We start from the raw sequence: 19,644 nt of genomic DNA, 5'->3' as shown, positions 1-19,644 counted from the left end.
TCCCTCCCAGCTGTACGTTACTTGCGGTAACACCAGTGTGTTACCGACGGGTACAGGCTGTCAACCTGCGGGGAAGCGGTTCGGCCCGATCGGCACCGAGGACCGGCCGGGTGTTACGTTGCGACAGCCTCACGGAATCGCACGGGCGGGGAGACACGCTTATGGACATCGCACACCGGACCACCGACCAGCAGACGCCCGCCGAACAGCGGCGCCGCGAGCTGCTGGAGGCGGCGGACCGGGTGGTGCTCCGGGACGGCCCCAAGGCATCGATGAACGCGATCGCGGCCGAGGCCGGCATCACCAAGCCGATCCTCTACCGCCACTTCGGCGACAAGGGCGGCCTCTACCGCGCCCTCGCCATCCGGCACACGGACGCCCTCCTCGCCGCCCTGCGGGCCGCGCTCGACGCGCCCTCCGACCGCCGTCGCCGCGTCGAATCCACCCTCGACACCTACCTCGCCTCGATCGAGGCGATGCCCCAGGTCTACCGCTTCCTCATGCACCCGGCGGAGGAACCGCACCAGACCGAGCAGGGCTTCGACGTGGGCCGCCACTCCGCCCCGCTGCTCCGGCGGATGGGCGAGGAGCTCGGCCAGGTCATCGCCGAACGCGTCGACCTCGGCCCCGGCGCGGAGGCCCAGGCCCGGATCTGGGGACACGGCATCGTCGGCATGATGCACGCGGCCGGAGACTGGTGGCTCGGCGAGCGCCCCTGCTCCCGCGCCGACCTCGTCCGCAGCCTGGCGGACCTCCTGTGGGGCCGGCTCGCCCAGGCACCGGACCTCCCGGGCGGACCCGGGTTCTAGATGCCTGCCAGACGTCGCGGGCCAGGCGGGACTCTCCGGACACGACCTGGCTTCCCGCCGGGACCTTCGGGCCCCCGCCCTCGGGCTTCCGGGCCCGCGAACCCCGAGAGGCCTCCGGGCCCCTCGGACTTCCGGCTCCCGTCAGCCCTCCAGCACCCCGGCCCCACTCCCCCACGGCTGCTTGCGGATCGCGCGGATCAGACGTGACTTGCGCCACCCCGTGACGTGGTCCGCGTAGACCCCACCCTCCAGGTGATCGGTCTCGTGCTGGAGGCAGCGGGCGAAGAAACCCGTGCCCTCCACCCGTACCGGAGTCCCGTCCACCCGTACGCCCTCGACCACCGCACGGTCGTAACGGGGCGTCGGGGCCTCAAGGCCCGGCAGGGAGAGGCAGCCCTCCGCACCCCGGAACAGGTCACCGTCCGCCTCCACCAGGCGCGGGTTCACGACATGTCCCAGGTGGCGGGTGTCCTCGTCGTCGGGGCAGTCGTACACGAAGACGCGCAGTCCGACGCCCACCTGGTTCGCCGCCAGGCCTACGCCGTTCGCCGCGTACATCGTGGCGAACATGTCCTCGACGAGCAGGGCCAGTTCGGGCCCGAAGTCGGTGACGGGCGCGCAGGGAGTGTGCAGCACGGGGTCGCCGAGCAGAGTCATCGCTCGGACCTGACCGGAACTGCCGGGGATGGGGCGGTTTCGCATGGCGGTAAGGGTACGGTCCGCCGTGACCTGGCTGTTTCGCGCGGCCGCTCGGCGGTGCCGCTGTTCGGGCTGCTGGCCGGATCTCGATAGGCTGAGCCCGGACCGACGCAAGGAGGAACAAGAACGATGTCAGGACACCCCGGTAATCCAGAGCCGCTGTCGCCGCGCGCCAAGCTGGCCGTGACGGCGGGCAGGGCCGCGGCCGCGGTGTCGCGTGCGGCGGGACGCGGCAGCGGATCGGTGATCGGCGGCAAGGTGGCGCTGAAGCTCGACCCCGACCTGCTCGGCCGGCTCGCACAGCATCTGGACGTCGTCCTGGTGTCGGCGACCAACGGCAAGACGACGACGACCCGGCTGATCGCGGAGGCCCTGCGCGCCGCCGGCCCCGTCGTCTCGAACGCCCTCGGCGCCAACATGCCCGCCGGCATCACCTCGGCGCTGGCCGGCGGCTCGGACTCCAAGTTCGGCGTCATCGAGGTCGACGAGAAGTACCTCGCCGGCGTCGCCCGTGACACCACGCCCAAGGTGATCGCGCTGCTCAACCTCTCGCGCGACCAGCTCGACCGTGCCGCCGAGACCCGGATGCTCGCCGAGAAGTGGCGCGAGGGTCTCAACGGCACGAAGGCCGTCGTCGTCGCGAACGCCGACGACCCGCTCATCGTGTGGGCCGCCTCCTCCTCCCCGAACGTGGTGTGGGTGGCAGCCGGCCAGGAGTGGAAGGACGACGCCTGGTCGTGCCCCGCCTGTGGCGGTGTGATGCAGCGACCGGGCGACGACTGGTTCTGCGGCGAGTGCGGCTTCCGCCGTCCCGCGCCGAGCTGGGCGCTCAGCGGCGACCACGTGCTCGACCCGCACGGTTCGGCCTGGCCGATCCGTCTGCAGCTGCCCGGCCGCGCCAACAAGGCGAACGCCGCGACCTCGGCCGCCGTCGCCGCCGTCTTCGGGGTCCCGCCGCAGGTGGCCCTGGAGCGCATGTACCAGGTGCAGGCCGTCGCCGGACGCTACGACGTCGTGTCCTTCCAGGGCCGTGAGCTGCGTCTGCTGCTCGCGAAGAACCCGGCCGGCTGGCTCGAAACGTTTTCCCTCATCGACGGGCCGCCCGCTCCGGTGATCCTCTCCGTCAACGCGCGCGGCGCCGACGGCACGGACACCTCCTGGCTGTGGGACGTGGACTACGGCCGGCTCGCCGGCCACCCGATCATGGTGATCGGCGACCGGAAGCTGGACCTCGCGGTCCGCCTGGAGGTCGCGGGTGTGGACTTCCGCGTCTGCGAGACGCTGGACGAGGCCGTCGCGATGGCCCCGCCCGGGCAGATCGAGCTGATCGCCAACTACACCGCCTTCCAGGACGTCCGCCGCCGCGTCGGCAACTGACCCGTAGAGGACTTGCAGCATGAGTGACAGCAGCCTGCGCCTGGTCTGGGTCTACCCGGACCTGCTCAGCACCTACGGCGACCAGGGCAACGTCCTCGTCGTCCAGCGCCGTGCCGAACAGCGCGGCCTCAGCGTCGAGCGCGTCGACGTCCGCAGCGACCAGCCGGTGCCGACCTCGGGCGACATCTATCTGATCGGCGGCGGCGAGGACCGTCCGCAGCGGCTCGCGGCCGAGCGGCTGCGGCGGGACGGCGGCCTGAGCCGGGCCGCCTCCAACGGCGCGATCATCTTCTCGGTCTGCGCCGGGTACCAGATCCTGGGCCACGAGTTCATCAACGACCTCGGCGAGCGCGAGGCCGGTCTCGGCCTCATCGACGTGATCTCGACCCGTGGCGAGGGCGCCCGCTGCGTCGGCGACGTCCTCGCGGACATCGACCCGCGACTGGGCCTTCCCCAGCTGACGGGCTTCGAGAACCACCAGGGCATCACCCATCTCGGCCCGACGGCCCGGCCGTTCGCACGGACCGTCTTCGGCAACGGCAACGGGACCGGCGACGGCACCGAGGGCGCGTACAACGACACCGTCTTCGGTACGTACATGCACGGCCCCGTCATGGCCCGTAACCCGCAGATCGCGGACCTGCTCCTGAAGCTGGCCCTCGATGTGAACGCGCTGCCGCCGACCGACGACCGCTGGTACGAGGCACTGCGCGCCGAGCGCATCGCGGCCGCCACCCAGCCCGCCTAGGACAGGTCCGAAGGCAACACACGCACCGCCGTTGGTCCCTCGTACGAACGTACGTTGTCCACTGTGCGGACATCCGGTTCGGCCCCGCCACCCTGCGGCGATAGGGTGGCGGGGATCCAGCCGGACGACGTGGTCCGGGAGTCGGCCCACGTTGCAAAGGTTTTTGGGCTATGCGCATTGGCGTGCTCACCTCCGGCGGAGACTGCCCCGGTCTGAACGCTGTCATCCGTTCCGTCGTGCACCGAGCCGTCGTCGACCACGGCGACGAGGTCATCGGCTTCCTCGACGGATGGAAGGGCCTGCTGGAGTGCGACTACCGCAAGCTCGATCTCGAAGCGGTGGGCGGCATCCTGGCCCGTGGCGGCACCATCCTCGGTTCCTCGCGGGTCCAGCCCGCGCACCTGGTCGACGGCGTCGAGCGCGCCCGCGGCCATGTCGCCGACCTGGGACTCGACGCGATCATCCCGATCGGCGGCGAGGGCACCCTCAAGGCGGCGAACCTGCTCTCCGAAGCGGGCCTCCCGATCGTCGGTGTCCCGAAGACCATCGACAACGACATCGCCTCCACCGACGTCACCTTCGGCTTCGACACGGCCGTGACCGTCGCCACCGAGGCCCTCGACCGGCTGAAGACCACCGCCGAGTCCCACCAGCGGGTCCTCGTCGTCGAGGTCATGGGCCGTCACACCGGCTGGATAGCGCTGCACTCCGGCATGGCCGCCGGCGCGCACGCCGTGGTGGTCCCCGAGCGTCCCTTCGACATGGACGAGCTGACCGCCCGGGTCGGCGAGCGGTTCGAGGCCGGCAAGCGGTTCGCGATCGTGGTCGTCGCCGAGGGCGCGAAGCCGCGTGAGGGCTCGATGGAGTTCAAGACCGCCGGTACCGACATCTACGGCCACGAGCGCTTCACCGGGATCGCAAACCAGCTCTCCGTCGAGCTGGAGCGGCGGCTCGGCAAGGAGGCCCGTCCGGTGATCCTGGGTCACGTCCAGCGCGGCGGCACCCCGACCGCGTACGACCGTGTCCTCGCGACCCGCTTCGGCTGGCACGCGGTCGAGGCCGCGCACCGCGGCGAGTTCGGCATGCTGACGGCGCTGCGCGGCACGGACATCACGATGGTCCCGCTGGCCCAGGCCGTGGAGAGCCTCAAGACGGTCCCCGCCGACCGCTACGCCGAGGCCGAGTGCGTGATCTGAGCCACGCCCGCCAGTGACACCGCCCCCGGTCGCAGTCGCGGCCGGGGGCGGTTCTAGTCTGGTGCGGACAACAAGCGCGAATCGGGCTCCAGGAGTGCACACGATGGATCACAGCGGGCACGGCATGACCACGGATCTGCCGCCGTTCACGCTGGGACGGGGCCTGGAGTTCTCTCCCGACCTGTTCTTCCTGATCGGCTGCCTCGCGGCGCTCGGTCTGTACGGCTGGGGCGTGGCGCGGCTGCGGCGGCGCGGGGACGCGTGGCCGGTGAGCCGGACGGTGTTCTTCGCGGTCGGCGTGCTGACCATCGCGCTCGTCATGTGCACCAAGCTCAACGACTACGGCATGGTCATGTTCAGCGTGCACATGGTCCAGCACATGGTGATCTCCATGCTGTCGCCGATCCTGCTGCTGCTCGGTGCGCCGGTGACGCTGGCCCTGCGGGCGCTGCCGGTGGCGGGCCGGGGCTCGACGGGGCCGCGCGAGCTGCTCCTGAAGCTGCTGCACAGCCGGTACATGAAGGTGATCACGCACCCCGGCTTCACGATCCCGATGTTCATCGCGAGCCTGTACGCGCTGTACTTCACGCCGCTGTTCGACTTCCTGATGGGCTCGAAGCCGGGCCACATCGGGATGATGGTCCACTTCCTGATGGTGGGCGTGGTCTTCTTCTGGCCGATCATGGGCGTCGACCCGGGTCCGCACCGGCCGGGCTATGTGATGCGGATGCTGGAGCTGTTCGCGGGCATGCCGTTCCACGCCTTCTTCGGCATCGCGCTGATGATGGCCTCGGAGCCGATGGTCAAGGCGTACCAGAGCCCGCCGGCCTCGCTGGGGATCGACGCCCTCACCGACCAGAACGCGGCGGGCGGCATCGCCTGGGCGTTCAGCGAGATCCCGTCGGTGCTGGTGCTGATCGCGCTGGTCTACCAGTGGTACCACTCCGAGCAGCGGCAGGCGGTCCGTCTGGACCGGGCAGCCGACCGGGACGGGGACAAGGAGCTGGAGGCGTACAACGCGTACCTCGCCTCGCTCCGGACCGGTGGTCGGTGACGATCCGCGTGCGGTGAGCGGTCCCGTGCCGGGCCCGGTGTCGGGACCGGGCCCGGTCCCGTTTCCGGCGCACGCCGGAGCGTCCGGGGAGTAGCGCGCGCCCCTCTCGGGGGGTCACGATGGCCTGGACGGCTTCCACGACCTCGGTCGGGAGGAGGGCGGACTGATGTCCGGTGGCACGAAGACGATGGCGGTGCTCACCTGCGCCGCAGTGGTGCTGACCACGGCGTACACGGTGGCGCTCGGCAGCAGCGGCTGGCTCTGGTTCGGCTCGGTGGTCCTCGCCGTGGCGACGATCGGCCTGGCCGCGTCGGACAGCGCGACCCCGTCCGGGCCGCAACCGCGGCCACCGGCCGGCCCGGGGGCCGCACGCCCTTAGGGACGCCCCTGGGCGGTCCGGCGAGGTGGATGTCCCCGGGCGGTCCCACAGCGGTCCGGCGGAGGCGAGTGTCCCCGGGTGCGGTCCCTCAGCGGTCCGGCGAGGCCGACCCTGCCCCGGTGGCCCCGTCCGGCCGTCCGGCGCCGAAGGTCACGTGCGGCCGAGGTCCGCCTCAGGACGGCAGGTTCTGCTCCGCCCAGACGACCTTGCCCGAGACCGTACGGCAGGATCCCCATCTGCGGCACAGCATGTTGATCAGCTGGAGGCCCCGGCCACCCTCGTCGCTGAGGTCCGCGTGCTGGATCTGGGGCAGGTCCGGGCCCGTGTCCGAGACCTCCACGACGAGCCGGTCGCCGCGCAGCAGCCGGAGCTCACCGGGGCCGTTGCCGTAGCGCAGCGCGTTGCCGACCAGCTCGGAGACGACGAGCTCGCACACGTCGGCCAGCTCCGCGAGGCCCCACGCGGCGAGCTGGTCCGTGACCAGGCCCCGCGCCACGGACGCGGCCCGACCCTCCTGGGGCAACCGCCAGACGCGGAGGTCGGCCGGGTCGGCCGGGGTGGTCGTCGCTCCGAGGAGCACCGCCTCGTCGAAGCGCGAGGCACCGGCCGGCGCCCGCTCCACCAGTCCGCCGCTCTCCACGGCGGCGGGCCCCAGGCCGCGCGCCGCCGTGCGCAGGAGGTCCAGCTGATGGTCCAGGTCCGCGTGCCGGGACTTGACGAGGCCGTCCGTGTACATGACCAGATGGCTGCTCTCCGGCACTGTCAGGCGCACCGGGTCGTAGGGGATCACACCCGCGCCGAGCGGGGCGCCGACCGGCACGTCCACGAAGTCGGCGCCGCCCCGTCCGTCGAGCAGCAGCGGCGGCAGATGACCCGCGCTGGCGAGCGTGTACGTGGAGTCGACCGGATCGTAGACCGCGCAGAGACAGGTGGCGACCTGCTCGTCCTCCAGGTCCCGGGTGGCGAGGTCGAGCCGGGCCAGGACGCGTTCAGGAGCCATGTCCAGGGCGATCAGGGTGCGGCCGACCGCGCGCAGCCGCCCCATCGTCGCGGCGGCGGCCAGACCGTGCCCCATGACGTCACCCACCATGAGGGCCGTACGGCCGCTGGGCAGGGCCATCACGTCGTACCAGTCGCCGCCCACCCCGTGCTGGGCCGCCGAGGGCGCGTACTCGGCGTTCACCCGTAGTCCGGGGGTGACCGGCGTCGCGCGCGGCAGCAGGCTGCGCTGCAGCGCGACGACGTGGGCGCGCTCGCGTCCGTAGAGCCGGGCGTTGTCGATGAAGACGGCGGCCTGCGAGGCGAGCTGCTCCGCGAGTGCCAGGTCCGTGGAGGAGAACGGGGGCGTGCCCGGACCGCGCACGAAGTCGGCACTGCCCAGGAGCAGCCCGCGGGCGATCAGCGGCACCGCCAGGTAGCTGTGCACCCCGGCGGCACGCATCTTCTCCGCGGCGCTCCGGGTCGGCGCGACCTTGATGAAGTCGTCCTGCCGCATGCGGCTCAGGAGGACCGGTCTCCCCTGCCGCAGGCAGTACCGGTGGAGCAGCGTCTCGTGCTGCTCCACGCGGACGGCGGAGGTCTCGCCCACCGGCGTGGGCTCCAGGGAGGTCAGCGACTCGATGGCACAGATGGCGGTGGCGCGCATCGGGGGGATGCCGGTGCCCGTCCACCGGGAGCCCTCCTCGCCCCGCAGGACGCCCTCCAGGATGTCCACGGCGGCGCCGTCGGCGAAGTCGGGGACGGTGAACTCGGCCAGCTCCTGGGCGGTGCGCTCCAGGTCGAGGGTGGTCCCGATGCTGGCGCTGGCCGAATTCAGCCAGGCGAGCCGCCCGCGGGTGGAGAGCGGGTCGAAGCCGGCTCCTTCACCGTTCCGGCCGGGCCTCCCGCGCCGCACGGCCGAGCGCAGCGCTGCGCTGCTTCCGGCCGTGACCCTGCTGGTCAGGCGCCGTCGCCGGTTGCCGCCGTACACTCTCTCGGCCTCCAGACGGGTACGTGACGCATCGTGATGCACAGCATGCACCGGAAGGGGCCGTTGTGCACAGACATACGGATTGGCCGGTATTCGTTTGGCCCCTCACCGTCTACGCCCGCGGTGCGAGGACCACCCAGACCTGGCCCGGGGCGAAGGTCATCGGCGCTCCGCTCGGGGTCGTGAACGTCGTGCCCGCCGTCGCCGAGGACCGGGACCAGCGGGCCTCGTGGGCGCGCCCGTCGCGCAGGACGAGCGCGGTGCCGCTGCCGACGGTCTCGGTGTACGGGGAGACGTTGCCGAGGAAGTCGTGGAAGCGCGAGGGGTGGATGTCGACGTACTGGACCACGACGGTCGTCGGCTTCAGCGACCCGGCGTCGGTGGTCCGGGCCGGGCGGCCGTCCATCGCGACCCGCCAGGCCTTGTCAGCCGGGGCCCAGGTGAAGGTGTACCGGGCGGCGGGATAGCGCACGGTGCGTTCGTGGACCGGGGTACCGCCCTCGGGAGCCGGGCCGAAGCGGAAGCCGATGTCCTGGGCCGTGCCGACTCCGGGGGCCGCCGCGAGGGCCCGTCCGGGCAGCAGGTACAGGTTGTGGGGTGCGGGCCGGGCCTCGCTGCGGACGAAGGCCCGGGGCGCGTCCTCCGGGGGCAGTGCGTGCAGCGGCGCCGCCTTGAGCAGCGGTTTGAGGGCGGTCTGGGAGCCGGAGTAGGCGAGTGCCGGGTCGTCGAACTGCGCCAGCAGCTCCATGTCGGACTCGCGGGCGCTGCGGACGGGACCCGTCCTGTCCGGGAGCCGGGAGGAGAAGACCGCGAGGAGCCGCGTCTGGCCGCCCTCGACCTGCTCGACGTAGACCAGGTCGGCCGCGCCGAGTCCGGTGTGGGGGCGGGCGGCGGCCACGTTGTCGATCTTGACGGCGAGGACCGGCGCCGGGCGCGCGGGAAGACCGGTGAAGGGGGAGCGCCCGGCGGGCACGGGGGTGGTCGGCGCGGGCGTGGTGGGAGTGGGGCTCGTGGTGGCGGGAACGGGAGTCGGCGTGGGGGCCGGTTCCGGCGGGCCCGAGTCGGAGCAGCCGTACAGCCCGGCCGCCGCCACCGCGCACAGCAGCGCGGTGAGGACGCGGCCGGGACGCCTGGTTCCGCGCTCGCCCGTCATGGTGACGCTCCCCCACCAGTGGACCACGGGCCCTCGCACGGATACAACGGGCTTGACGGACGACGAACGGGGGTCGCGGGTGTTCTACCACCTGATGAAGCACGTACTGCTCGGACCGCTCCTCAAGCTGCTGTTCAGGCCGCGGATCGAAGGTCTTGAGCACATCCCGGAGGAGGGCGCGGCGATCGTCGCGGGCAATCACCTCTCCTTCTCGGACCACTTCCTGATGCCGGTCGTCCTCGACCGGCGGATCACGTTCCTCGCGAAGCAGGAGTACTTCACGGGGCCGGGGATCAAGGGCCGGCTGACGGCCGCCTTCTTCCGGGCGGCCGGCCAGATCCCGGTCGACCGCTCGGGCAAGGAGGCGGGGAAGGCGGCGATCCGGGAGGGCCTCGGTGTGCTCGACAAGGGCGAGCTGCTGGGCATCTATCCGGAGGGGACGCGCTCGCACGACGGGCGGCTCTACAAGGGGAAGGTGGGCGTGGCGGTGATGGCGCTGACGGCCGGGGTGCCGGTGGTGCCCTGCGCGATGGTGGGGACCTTCGAGATCCAGCCGCCGGGGAAGGTCGTGCCGAGGATCCGCCGGGTCACGATCCGGTTCGGGGCGCCGCTGGACTTCTCCCGGTTCGCCGGGTCGGCGGGTGAGCGGGCGGTGGTCCGTGCGGTGACGGACGAGATCATGTACGAGATCCTCCGGTTGTCCGGACAGGAGTACGTGGACGACTACGCGGCGGTGGTGAAGGCGGCGGAGGCGGAGGGCTGAGCCGGGCGGGAAAGTTCCCGTGCCCCGAACGCTGTGAGCGGATCCGCGCTCGGCGCAAACCCTGGGCCGCCGCACCGGGCGGTCGTAGCGTCACGATCATGACCAAGGGAACCGCGTTCGTGCTGGGTGGATCGGGACAGGTGGGGCGGGCGGCCGTGCGGGCGCTCGTCGTGGACGGCTGGGAGGTGACGGCCGCCTCGCGGGGCGGCGGCAGGGACGAGAGGTGGCCGGCCGAGGTCCGGTCGGTGGCGCTCGACCGGACCGAGGAGGGCGCGCTCGCGGCGGGCCTGGGCGAGGGCGTCGACGTGCTCGTCGACATCGTCGCGTACGACGCCGGGCACGGGCGGCAGCTGACGGGGCTCGCGGACCGGATCGGTTCGGCGGTGGTGGTGTCCAGCGGCGCCGTCTACGAGGACGAGCAGGGGCGCAGCTTCGACACCCAGGACCGGCCGGACGGCTTCCCCGACTACCCGCTGCCGATCCCGGAGGACTGGCGGACGGTGGCGCCCGGCGACGGCACCTACGGCACCCGGAAGGTGGCGCTTGAGCGGGAGTTGCTGGCGGCGGGCGACGCCCTGCCGACGACGGTGCTGCGGGCGGGCGCGATCCACGGGCCGTACTCCCCTGGTCCGCGGGAGCTGTGGTTCGTGAAGCGGGCGCTGGACGGGCGGCCGGTGCGCCTTCTCGCGTACGAGGGCACCTCACGGTTCCACCCGGTGCACGTGGACAACCTCGCGGAGCTGGTCCGGCTGGCGGCGGCGAACCCGGGCAGTCGGGTGCTGAACGGCGGGGACCCGGAGGCGCCGACGGTGGCGGAGATCGGGGCGGCGATCGACGCGGTCATGGGTGTCAGCAGCGAGACGGTGCTGATCGAGGGCGCGCCGCCGCAGGACATCGTGGGGTCCACCCCGTGGACGGCGCCGCGTTCCGTGGTCTACGACATGGCGGCGGCGGAGCGGGAGTTGGGGTACAGGCCGGTGGTGTCGTACGCGGATTCGCTGCCGGAGACGGTCGCGTGGCTGACCGAGCGGGTGGCGGGCCGTGCGTGGCGGGAGGCGTTCCCCGGTCTCGCGAAGTACGGGGTGGACTTCTTCGACTACGCGGCGGAGGACGCCTGGCTGGCGTCGCGGGGGTGACACGGGTGAGGGGAGGGACGGCCGTCCCTCCCCTCACCGGGCCGTCAGCGTGTTACGGCTTCGGGGTGGCGTGCGGGGCGCAGGTCTGGTCCGTGGCGTCCAGCTTGCCGGTCAGCAGGTAGGCCTCGACCTTGGTGTTGAGGCACGGGTTGACCAGGCTGGTGATGCCGTGCGAGCCGGCGTCCTTCTCCGTGATCAGGCGCGAGCCCTTGAACCGCTTGTGCAGCTCGACGGCGCCCGCGTACGGGGTGGCGGCGTCGCGCTCGGACTGGGCGATGAGCACCGGCGGCAGGCCCTTGCCGGTCTTCACCTCGGTCGGGCGCTGGCGCGGCGCGGACCAGGTGGCGCAGGGCAGGTTCATCCATGCGTTGGCCCAGGTCATGAAGGGGTACTGCTGGTGGAGCCGGCTGTTGTCCCGGTCCCACTTCTTCCAGCTGGTCGGCCAGGGGGTGTCGGCGCACTCGACCGCGGTGTAGACGGCGTTGCCGTTCTCCGAGGCCGCGTTGCCGGCGGTGTCGGTCGGGTCCGAGGCCGCGTTGTCGATGAGCGGCTGCGGGTCACCCGCGGCGTACGCGCTCCACGCCTCGGCCACCGGGGCCCACATGGAGTCGTAGTAGGGGGCGTTCTGGAAGAAGCCGATGAGCTCGGCCGGGCCGACCTTGCCGCCCAGGGGCTCCTTCTTGGCGGCGGCGCGCAGGGTCACCCACTGCTGCTGGACCTCCGCCAGGGTGTCGCCGAGGTGGTACGTGGCGTCGTTCTGGGCGACCCAGGTCATCCAGTCCTTGAGCCGGCCCTCGAAGGCGATGTCCTGGTCGAGGTTGACCTCGTACCAGATCTTGCGCGTCGACGGGTTCACGACGCTGTCGAGGACCATGCGGCGGACGTGGGTCGGGAACAGGGTGCCGTAGACCGCGCCGAGGTAGGTGCCGTAGGAGACGCCGACGAAGTTGAGCTTCTTCTCGCCGAGGGCGGCGCGGATGACGTCGAGGTCACGCGCGGTGTTGCGCGTGTTGATGAAGGGCAGCATGTCGCCGCTCTTCTCGGCGCAGCCCTTGGCGTACTCGGCGGCGAGCTTGCGCTGCGCCAGCTTGTCGGCCTCGCTGTCGGGGACCGGGTCGAGCTTGGGACCCTTGACGAACTCGGCCGGGTCGACACAGGAGATGGGGGCCGACTTGCCGACGCCGCGCGGGTCGAAGCCCACGAAGTCGTAGGCCTTGGCGGCGCCCGCCCAGATCGCGTTCTTGGTGGTGACCCGGCGCGGGAAGCGCAGGCCGGAGCCGCCGGGGCCGCCCGGGTTGTAGAGGAGCGCGCCCTGGCGCTCGGCGGGGGTGCCGGTGGCGTTGATCCGGTCGACCGCGATCTTGATCTTCTTGCCGTTGGGCTTCGCGTAGTCGACGGGGACGGTGACCCAGCCGCACTGGATCGGCTTCTCCAGGCCCCAGTCGGCAGGGCAGTCCTGCCAGTCGATGCCGGCCTGGGCGGCCCGCGACGCGGCGACGGTGACGCCGATCGCCTCGGCGTCACGCAGGTGACGGTTGCTGTCGGCGTTCGCCGCCGGGGCCGCGAGTGCGCCCAGGACGAGCGTGCCCGATATCAGAGTGCCGGCCGAGCCGAGCACTGCCGTACGTCTCAAGTGTTCTCCCCCAAGATGAGCGCCACCCCCCGTGGCGACGCTGTGTGTTGGCTGTCCGGGGGATCCTTTCGTTCCGGAGGCTCCCGATGAAAGGGCGAACGCGTGTTTCTTTGCCGAACCAATAACCGGTGAACGGTGTACCGCTGAGCGGTGACCTCTCGGCGGCCGCGCAGGTCAGGTCAGAACGGGGCGAGTTCGGACAGAGCGGTGTCGAGCAGACGCCGCACCGTGAGGGCGTCCGGGGCGACGGCGGTGGCGAGGGCCGCGGGTCCCGCGAGCGGCGTGACGACGGCGTTCTCCCCGAGCAGCCGTGGCTCCACCGGCTTCCCCCCGAACGCCGGGTCGACGACGAGGAGCTGTCCGGTGGCCCGGTGGCCGCCGAGGACCGCGCCGCCGTCCCAGCCGCCGGGAGCGCCGGGGCCGAAGGCCAGCTCCTGGTCGAGGAGGGGGCGACCGGCCCGGTGGACGGTGAGGCGGGTGACGAGAGTGCCGGGCGGTTCGCCGTGTCGGCCGAGGATCTGCTCCTCGCGCAGGACCAGCCGTGCCGTGGCGGCGAGTTCGACGACCGTACGCATCCGCAGCTCCGAGCCGTGGACGGAGACCAGCTGTTCGGGCAGCCAGCGGAGCACGCCCTCCTCCCCGACGGTGATCCGGACGTCGTACGCGGCGGGCTCGGCGCTCCGGCCCGGCAGGGCGAGGGTGGCGGCGGCCGAGTCGACCAGGAGCCGGGCCCCGTCCCGTACCTCGGTCTCGATCGCGAGCCGGTCACCGCCGAGCGGGGCGCTCATCGCCCCGACGACGGTGACCCGGGTGTACGGCCCGGAGGCTCTGGTGCGACGCAGGGCGAAGGGCCCGTCGCTCACCAGGAGCGGCAGCCCGCCGTCGGCGGCGGCGGCGATCCGGGCGGTGGCGCGCAGGCTCACGCGGTCCATGCTCCGAGCTGGGCCCGGACCCAGTCGGCGACCGGGGCGACGCCGTTCTCGGCGCGCAGCGAGGTGAAGGCGACGGGCAGCTCGCCGCGCTGCTCCTCGGCGTCCCGCGCCATCCGTTCCAGGTCGGAGCCCACATAGGGGGCGAGGTCGGTCTTGTTGACGACGAGGAGGTCGGCGGTGGTGACGCCGGGGCCGCCCTTGCGCGGGATGTCGTCGCCGCCGGCCACGTCGATGACGAAGATCTGGGCGTCGACGAGGCCCTTGGAGAAGGTGGCGGTGAGGTTGTCGCCGCCGGACTCGACGAGGATGAGGTCGAGCGGGCCTACGGTGTCCTCCAGCTCCTCGACGGCTTCGAGGTTGGCGGAGATGTCGTCGCGGATGGCGGTGTGCGGGCAGGCGCCGGTCTCGACGGCCTGGATGCGCTCGGGAGGCAGGACGGCGTTGCGGAGCAGGAACTCGGCGTCCTCGCGGGTGTAGATGTCGTTGGTGACGACGGCGAGGGAGAGGGAGTCGCGCAGGACCCGGCAGAGGGCGGCGACGGTGGCGGTCTTGCCGGAGCCGACGGGTCCGCCGAGTCCGATCCGCAGGGCGCGGCGGGTGCCGTCGGGGCGGTGGGCGTCGGCGGAGACGGCGCCGAGGTGGTCGTGGGAGTGGTCGAGGTGCATGGGGCGGCTCCAGTGGTTCTCAGGATGCGAAGAGGCGGACGGGCCAGGCCGCGTGCTGCTCGGCGGTGATGTCGAGGAGGGGCGCGGAGGCGGCGGGCAGGGCGTCGATGCCCTGCCGGGCGGCGGCTGCCGCTTCCTCGGCGACCAGGTCCATGGCGGGGGCGAGGCGGGCGAGGACGGCGGTGGCCTGGAAGGGGTCCAGGCTCAGCAGCCGGACCGTGGCGGTGGCGGGGCCGCTGACGGTCTCGTACGCGACGCAGTGTGCGGCGTCCTCGGGGCCGAGCCCGGCGGCGCGGGCGGCGATGCCGAGGACGACGGGCTGGTGGGCGCCGCGCGGGAACGCGGCTGCGAGCGCGTCGAGTTCGGGGCACGGCCAGGTGGCGCGGGCCGCGCGCATCATCTGCCGGCCGAGCTTGCGGGCGGCTGCGCGCAGGGCGGGTGAGGGGGTGCGGGCGTCGGCGGCCGCGTCGAGGGCGTACGGGTCGTGGCCGAGCGCGGCCGCGGCGGCGAGCGCCGCCGCGGTGAGACCGGCGGTGTGCAGCCTGCCGCGGCAGAACGCGGCGAGGCTCGTCGCGTCGGTGATCCGGCCGGCCTTGACGGCGGCCTCGGCCCCGCCGGAGTGGGCGTGCCCGCCGGCGGGGAACCGCCCGTCGGCGAGCACGAGGAGGGCAGCGCGACTCGTCATCAGAAGAGGAAGTAGCGCTGGGCCATGGGCAGTTCGGCGGCGGGCGCGGGCTCGACCGGTTCGCCGTCGATCGTGACGGTGAAGGTGTCGGCGTCGACCTCGACCCGGGGCAGCGCGTCGTTCTCCCGCATGTCCGCCTTGGTCACCCGCCGGGTGGTGCCGATCGCCGTGAACCGCTTGTCCACACCGACCCGTTGGGCGATGTCGTCCTCGATCGCCGCCTGGGCGACGAAGTTGACCGAGCCGGCCGCCGCGGCCTTGCCGAGCGCGCCGAACATCGGGCGGGGCAGCACGGGCTGGGGGGTGGGGATGGAGGCGTTGGCATCACCCATCTGCGCGTAGGCGATCTGGCCGCCCTTGAGCACGGTGAGCGGCTTCACCCCGAAGAAGGCGGGCTCCCAGAGGACCAGGTCGGCGAGCTTGCCGGGTTCGACCGAGCCGATGAGGTGGTCCATGCCCTGGGCGACGGCCGGGTTGATCGTGTACTTGGCGACGTAGCGGCGCGCGCGGTGGTTGTCGGCGCGGCCGTCGCCCGGCAGGGCTCCGCGTCGCTTCTTCATGACGTGGGCGGTCTGCCAGGTGCGCATGATCACCTCGCCGATGCGGCCCATGGCCTGGGAGTCGGAGGAGATGATCGAGATGGCGCCCAGGTCGTGGAGGACGTCCTCGGCGGCGATGGTGGAGGGCCGGATCCGGGACTCGGCGAACGCGAGGTCCTCGGGGACTGCGGGGTTCAGATGGTGGCAGACCATCAGCATGTCGAGGTGTTCCTCGATGGTGTTGACGGTGTGCGGCCGGGTCGGGTTGGTCGAGCTGGGCAGGATGTACGGCTCCGAGACCACCGTGATGATGTCCGGCGCGTGCCCGCCGCCGGCGCCCTCCGTGTGGTACGCGTGGACGGTGCGCCCGGCGATGGCGGCGAGCGTGTCGCCGACGAAGCCCGCCTCGTTCAGGGTGTCGGTGTGGATGGCGAGCTGGGCGCCCGTCTCCTCGCAGACGCCCAGGCAGGCGTCGATGACGGCGGGGGTGGCGCCCCAGTCCTCGTGGATCTTGAATCCGAGGGCTCCGCCGCGCAGTTGGGAGTGCATGGCCTCCCGGGACATGGTGTTGCCCTTGCCGAGCAGACCGATGTTGACGGGGAAGGTGTCCAGGGCCTCGAACATCCGGGCCGTGTGCCAGGGGCCGGGGGTGACGGTGGTCGCCTTGGTGCCCTCGGCCGGTCCCGTACCGCCGCCGACCAGGGTGGTGACGCCGGTCGCGAGGGCCTGCTCGACGACGGTCGGCGAGATGAAGTGGACGTGGGCGTCGACGGCTCCGGCGGTGACGATCCGGCCGTTGCCGACGATGATCTCGGTCTCGGGGCCGATCACGAGGTCGGGGTGGACCCCGTCCATGGTGTCGGGGTTGCCCGCCTTGCCGAGGGCGGTGATCCGGCCGTCCCGGATGCCGATGTCGGCCTTGACGACGCCCCAGTGGTCGATGATCACGGCGCCCGTGATCACGGTGTCGGGGGCGCCCTCGGCGCGGGTGGTGCGGGCCTGGCCCATGGACTCGCGGATGACCTTGCCGCCGCCGAAGACGGCCTCGTCACCGGCGCGGCCGGGGCCGCCGCTGCGGTCCTCCTCGATCTCGACGAGGAGGTCGGTGTCGGCGAGCCGGATGCGGTCGCCGGTGGTGGGGCCGAACAGGTCGGCGTAGACGGCGCGGTGCAGCTCAGGCACGGTCGGCCCCCTGGGTCTCGTCGGCTTCGCCGGGCTCGCCGGCGACGTCGCCGGTCTGGTGGGCGGACGCGTCGAGCGGGCCCGCCGTCTCGCCGCGCAGGCCGGGCACGATGCGACGCCCGCCGAGCGGGACGAGTTCGACCTCGACGGGGATGCCCGGTTCGAAGCGGACGGCGGTCCCGGCGGCGATGTGCAGCCGTCGGCCGTGCGCGGCGGCGCGGTCGAAGTCCAGGCCGGGGTTGACCTCGGCGAAGTGGTAGTGGGAGCCGACCTGGACGGGCCGGTCGGCGGCGTTGAGCACGGTCAGGCGCGTGACGGGTCGGCCCTCGTTGAGGGCCACGGGGCCGTCCGCGTACAGGATCTCTCCGGGGATCATCGGCGCGGCCCGTTCAGAGGATGGGCTCGTGGACGGTGACGAGCTTGGTGCCGTCGGGGAAGGTGGCCTCGACCTGGACGTCGTGGATCATCTCGGGGATGCCGTCCATGACCTCGTCGCGGGTGAGCACCTTGCGCCCGGAGGCCATCAGCTCGGCGACGGTGCGGCCGTCACGGGCACCTTCCAGGATGTGGGAGGTGAGGAGGGCGACGGCCTCGGGGTGGTTGAGACGCAGACCCCGAGCCCGGCGCTTCTCGGCGACGTCCGCCGCCACATGGATGAGCAGGCGTTCCTGTTCGTGCGGGCTCAGTTGCACTCTTCCACCTCACAGTCGTCGACCGGGACACCCGGCAGCTGCGGACCCTACCGACCTTCAACACCTTGTTGAACTGCGGAGATGCGGCTCGCGGCCAGACATTGCACGTTAGGGCGGAAGTTTTTCCGGCTCGTTAACTCCGGCTTTGCGTTTTCATGATCGTCGGCCCGGACCCCCGATCGCCAGACCGCCCGATCGTCAGACCGGGTCGACCGACATGGACATCAGACCCCGGAGCCCGTCCTCCAGGACGTCGACGGCGACATCACCGAAAAGCGCCTGCTGGGCGATGAAGCCCTGGACGACGGCGATCAGCGTGCGGGCCACATGGTCGTCGGGGACGTCGGCGGACAGGATGCCGCTCTGCCGGTAGACGGCGACCAGATCCGCCCAGACGACGCGCATCCCGTTGTACCCCTCGGAGAGGGTCTGCGCGAGCTGCTCGTTGCGCAGGGTCTCCGTCCACACCTGGATGATCAGGCGCGCGAAGGCCTGCCGGTCGGCGCCCTCGATCCGCTCCTCCAGGAAGAGCCGGAGCACCGCGCCGATCAGCACGTCGGGGGTGGGCGGCGGCGTGGTCCTGGACGCCTCCTCGAAGGCGCCCCGGATACCGGCGAAGGCCTCGGTCGCGATGGCCGCGATGATCTCGTCCTTGCCGCGGAAGTACCGGTAGACCGCGCCGGCCGACAGGCCGACCTCGCTCAGCACGTCCTGCATCGAGGTGGCGTGGAAGCCGTTGCGGGCGAAACAGCGCGCCGCACCGTCGAGGATCTGCCGCCGCCGGGCGTCGAGGTGTTCCTGGGAGACACGAGCCATGACCCGAACCTAAAACGAATATTCATTCTTGACAACTTCCGACCCTCACAGGACAGTGAGGCTCATATAAAAACGAACGATCCTTCTCTTTGAATCGAGGACGCCATGTCCGCCAACGCCACCGCCGTCGACGCGGGGCGCAGGACCATCGCGGTGATGGTGCTGATCCCCGTCGTCGTCGCCCTGACCCTCTGGGCCTTCGCGTGGCCCGCCTCCCGGACGGCACCCCGCGACCTGCCGATCGGCGTCGCGGGTCCCGCCACGGTGGCCACGGCCCTGGAACAGGGCTTCGCCCGGCACGAGGGGGCCTTCGAGGTCCACCGTTACGAGGACGAGGCGGCGGCCCGCGCCGCGATAGAGGACCGGGATGTATACGGAGCGGTGGTCGTCACCCCGGGCGGTACGGAACTCCTCACCGCCTCGGCGGCGAGCCCCGTGGTCGCCGGACTGCTGCGGGAGGCCGTGACCGCACAGGCCCCGGAGGGCACGAAGGTCCTGGTCACGGACGTGGTCGCCGCCCCGGCGGGTGACCCGCGCGGGGCCGTGCTCGCCTCCAGCCTGCTGCCGCTCGCCCTGGCCGGAGCGGCGGCGGGAGTCCTCGCGACCCTCCTCGGCCTGCGCGGCGGGCGCGCGGTGGCCGCCCTCGTCGGCGCCGCCACGCTCGCGGGCGCCGTCGGCGCGGCCCTCGCGCACAGTTGGCTCGGCGCGCTCGGCGGGAACTGGTGGGCCGAGGCGGGCGTGCTCGGCCTCACCGTCCTGGCGATCGGATCGACGTTCGCGGGGCTCGCGGCGCTCGTCGGTAAGCCGGGCCTCGGGCTCGGGGCGCTGCTGATGATCCTCCTCGGCAACCCCTTCTCAGGGGTGTCGAGCGCACCGGAACTCCTGCCGACCGCCGTCGGCGCCATCGGCCGCTGGCTGCCGCCGGGCGCCGCCGGCTCGGCCCTCCGGTCCGTCTCCTCCTTCGAGGGCGCGGCGGCGGGCGGACCGCTTCTCGTCCTCGCCCTCTGGGCGACGGCGGGTCTCACCGCGACCGTGCTGGGATCCCGGCGGCGGCGCACGGAACCCACGGAACCGGTCTTTGCGGTGACCCCGATTCCTGCGCGCGCGGGCTGAGCCCGGTCCACCGAGACCGTAGCGCGAAGAAGACGGCCGCGTGCCCCCGCTGTAGCGGACGGGGGCACGCGGCTTTTCCGTATGCGCCTATGAGGAGGAGGGGC

Annotated in this window: 20 protein-coding genes; 9 read left to right on the top strand and 11 right to left on the bottom strand. The window is 72.4% G+C overall.

The window, feature by feature from the left end; all coding sequences use genetic code 11:
* Positions 1–161 precede the first annotated feature (161 nt).
* Entirely contained in the window at positions 162–809 is a 648-nt protein-coding gene (locus tag OG259_RS34910) for a TetR family transcriptional regulator (RefSeq protein WP_266902694.1), read from the top strand.
* A gap of 141 nt (positions 810–950) precedes the next feature.
* On the opposite strand, the gene def is transcribed toward OG259_RS34910, so the two are convergent.
* Positions 951–1,511, bottom strand: coding sequence for a peptide deformylase (gene def, locus OG259_RS34905; RefSeq protein ID WP_328945862.1), 561 nt, complete (start codon positions 1,509–1,511; stop codon positions 951–953).
* Positions 1,512–1,637: 126 nt separating this feature from the next.
* Between def and OG259_RS34900 the strand changes: the two genes are divergently transcribed.
* The 5 genes from OG259_RS34900 (at position 1,638) to OG259_RS34880 (ending at position 6,262) form a co-directional block, all read left to right on the top strand.
* Positions 1,638–2,885 carry a Mur ligase family protein gene (locus OG259_RS34900; RefSeq protein ID WP_266902698.1) on the top strand — a complete coding sequence of 416 codons (1,248 nt, stop codon included), beginning with the start codon at positions 1,638–1,640 and terminating at the stop codon, positions 2,883–2,885.
* Positions 2,886–2,904: 19 nt separating this feature from the next.
* Entirely contained in the window at positions 2,905–3,633 is a 729-nt protein-coding gene (locus OG259_RS34895; RefSeq protein ID WP_189803859.1) for a type 1 glutamine amidotransferase, read from the top strand.
* 170 nt (positions 3,634–3,803) lie between these two features.
* On the top strand, positions 3,804–4,829 hold the full coding sequence (locus tag OG259_RS34890) for a 6-phosphofructokinase (RefSeq protein WP_266902701.1): 1,026 nt from the start codon (positions 3,804–3,806) through the stop codon (positions 4,827–4,829).
* A gap of 103 nt (positions 4,830–4,932) precedes the next feature.
* Positions 4,933–5,883 (top strand): cytochrome c oxidase assembly protein, encoded by a 951-nt coding sequence (locus tag OG259_RS34885; RefSeq protein ID WP_328945861.1) that lies wholly within the window; start codon positions 4,933–4,935, stop codon positions 5,881–5,883.
* 166 nt (positions 5,884–6,049) lie between these two features.
* On the top strand, positions 6,050–6,262 hold the full coding sequence (locus OG259_RS34880; protein ID WP_266902705.1) for a hypothetical protein: 213 nt from the start codon (positions 6,050–6,052) through the stop codon (positions 6,260–6,262).
* Positions 6,263–6,434: 172 nt separating this feature from the next.
* Here OG259_RS34880 and OG259_RS34875 read toward each other — a convergent pair whose 3' ends face one another.
* Together OG259_RS34875 and OG259_RS34870 are read right to left on the bottom strand one after the other, a co-directional pair.
* Entirely contained in the window at positions 6,435–8,231 is a 1,797-nt protein-coding gene (locus OG259_RS34875) for an ATP-binding SpoIIE family protein phosphatase (RefSeq protein ID WP_328945860.1), read from the bottom strand.
* Positions 8,232–8,343: 112 nt separating this feature from the next.
* Positions 8,344–9,384 carry a DUF3048 domain-containing protein gene (locus OG259_RS34870; protein ID WP_328945859.1) on the bottom strand — a complete coding sequence of 347 codons (1,041 nt, stop codon included), beginning with the start codon at positions 9,382–9,384 and terminating at the stop codon, positions 8,344–8,346.
* A 79-nt stretch (positions 9,385–9,463) separates the two neighbouring features.
* Here OG259_RS34870 and OG259_RS34865 point away from each other — a divergent pair, with 79 nt between their 5' ends.
* Together OG259_RS34865 and OG259_RS34860 are read left to right on the top strand one after the other, a co-directional pair.
* Positions 9,464–10,147: a lysophospholipid acyltransferase family protein gene (locus OG259_RS34865; RefSeq protein ID WP_328947267.1), complete on the top strand. Its 684-nt coding sequence runs from the start codon at positions 9,464–9,466 to the stop codon at positions 10,145–10,147.
* A gap of 98 nt (positions 10,148–10,245) precedes the next feature.
* Complete coding sequence (locus OG259_RS34860) at positions 10,246–11,283, top strand: NAD-dependent epimerase/dehydratase family protein (RefSeq protein WP_328945858.1); 1,038 nt, start codon at positions 10,246–10,248, stop codon at positions 11,281–11,283.
* Between the two features lie 52 nt (positions 11,284–11,335).
* Here OG259_RS34860 and OG259_RS34855 read toward each other — a convergent pair whose 3' ends face one another.
* From OG259_RS34855 to OG259_RS34820, 8 genes are all read right to left on the bottom strand, one after another.
* Entirely contained in the window at positions 11,336–12,916 is a 1,581-nt protein-coding gene (locus OG259_RS34855) for an alpha/beta hydrolase (protein ID WP_328945857.1), read from the bottom strand.
* Between the two features lie 179 nt (positions 12,917–13,095).
* Positions 13,096–13,839, bottom strand: a complete 744-nt coding sequence (locus OG259_RS34850; RefSeq protein ID WP_328947266.1) for an urease accessory protein UreD — start codon at positions 13,837–13,839, stop codon at positions 13,096–13,098.
* Positions 13,836–14,513: an urease accessory protein UreG gene (gene ureG, locus OG259_RS34845; RefSeq protein WP_266902717.1), complete on the bottom strand. Its 678-nt coding sequence runs from the start codon at positions 14,511–14,513 to the stop codon at positions 13,836–13,838. Before ureG ends, OG259_RS34850 begins: the two co-directional genes overlap by 4 nt.
* Before the next feature lie 19 nt (positions 14,514–14,532).
* On the bottom strand, positions 14,533–15,198 hold the full coding sequence (locus OG259_RS34840; RefSeq protein WP_328945856.1) for an urease accessory protein UreF: 666 nt from the start codon (positions 15,196–15,198) through the stop codon (positions 14,533–14,535).
* Positions 15,198–16,919, bottom strand: coding sequence for an urease subunit alpha (locus OG259_RS34835; protein ID WP_328945855.1), 1,722 nt, complete (start codon positions 16,917–16,919; stop codon positions 15,198–15,200). Before OG259_RS34835 ends, OG259_RS34840 begins: the two co-directional genes overlap by 1 nt.
* Positions 16,912–17,295: an urease subunit beta gene (locus tag OG259_RS34830; RefSeq protein ID WP_328945854.1), complete on the bottom strand. Its 384-nt coding sequence runs from the start codon at positions 17,293–17,295 to the stop codon at positions 16,912–16,914. The genes OG259_RS34835 and OG259_RS34830 overlap by 8 nt, the downstream gene beginning before the upstream one ends.
* 13 nt (positions 17,296–17,308) lie before the next feature.
* A complete protein-coding gene (locus tag OG259_RS34825) occupies positions 17,309–17,611 on the bottom strand; it encodes an urease subunit gamma (RefSeq protein WP_328945853.1) in 303 nt (100 codons plus the stop codon).
* Between the two features lie 198 nt (positions 17,612–17,809).
* Complete coding sequence (locus OG259_RS34820) at positions 17,810–18,427, bottom strand: TetR/AcrR family transcriptional regulator (RefSeq protein ID WP_328945852.1); 618 nt, start codon at positions 18,425–18,427, stop codon at positions 17,810–17,812.
* 105 nt (positions 18,428–18,532) lie between these two features.
* On the opposite strand from OG259_RS34820, the gene OG259_RS34815 reads away from it, so the two are divergent.
* Complete coding sequence (locus OG259_RS34815; RefSeq protein WP_328945851.1) at positions 18,533–19,540, top strand: ABC transporter permease; 1,008 nt, start codon at positions 18,533–18,535, stop codon at positions 19,538–19,540.
* The last annotated feature ends 104 nt before the right edge of the window (positions 19,541–19,644 follow it).

The organism is Streptomyces sp. NBC_00250 (assembly GCF_036192275.1).
GTDB lineage: Bacteria > Actinomycetota > Actinomycetes > Streptomycetales > Streptomycetaceae > Streptomyces.
This window is presented reverse-complemented; position numbering and strand designations above follow the sequence as displayed.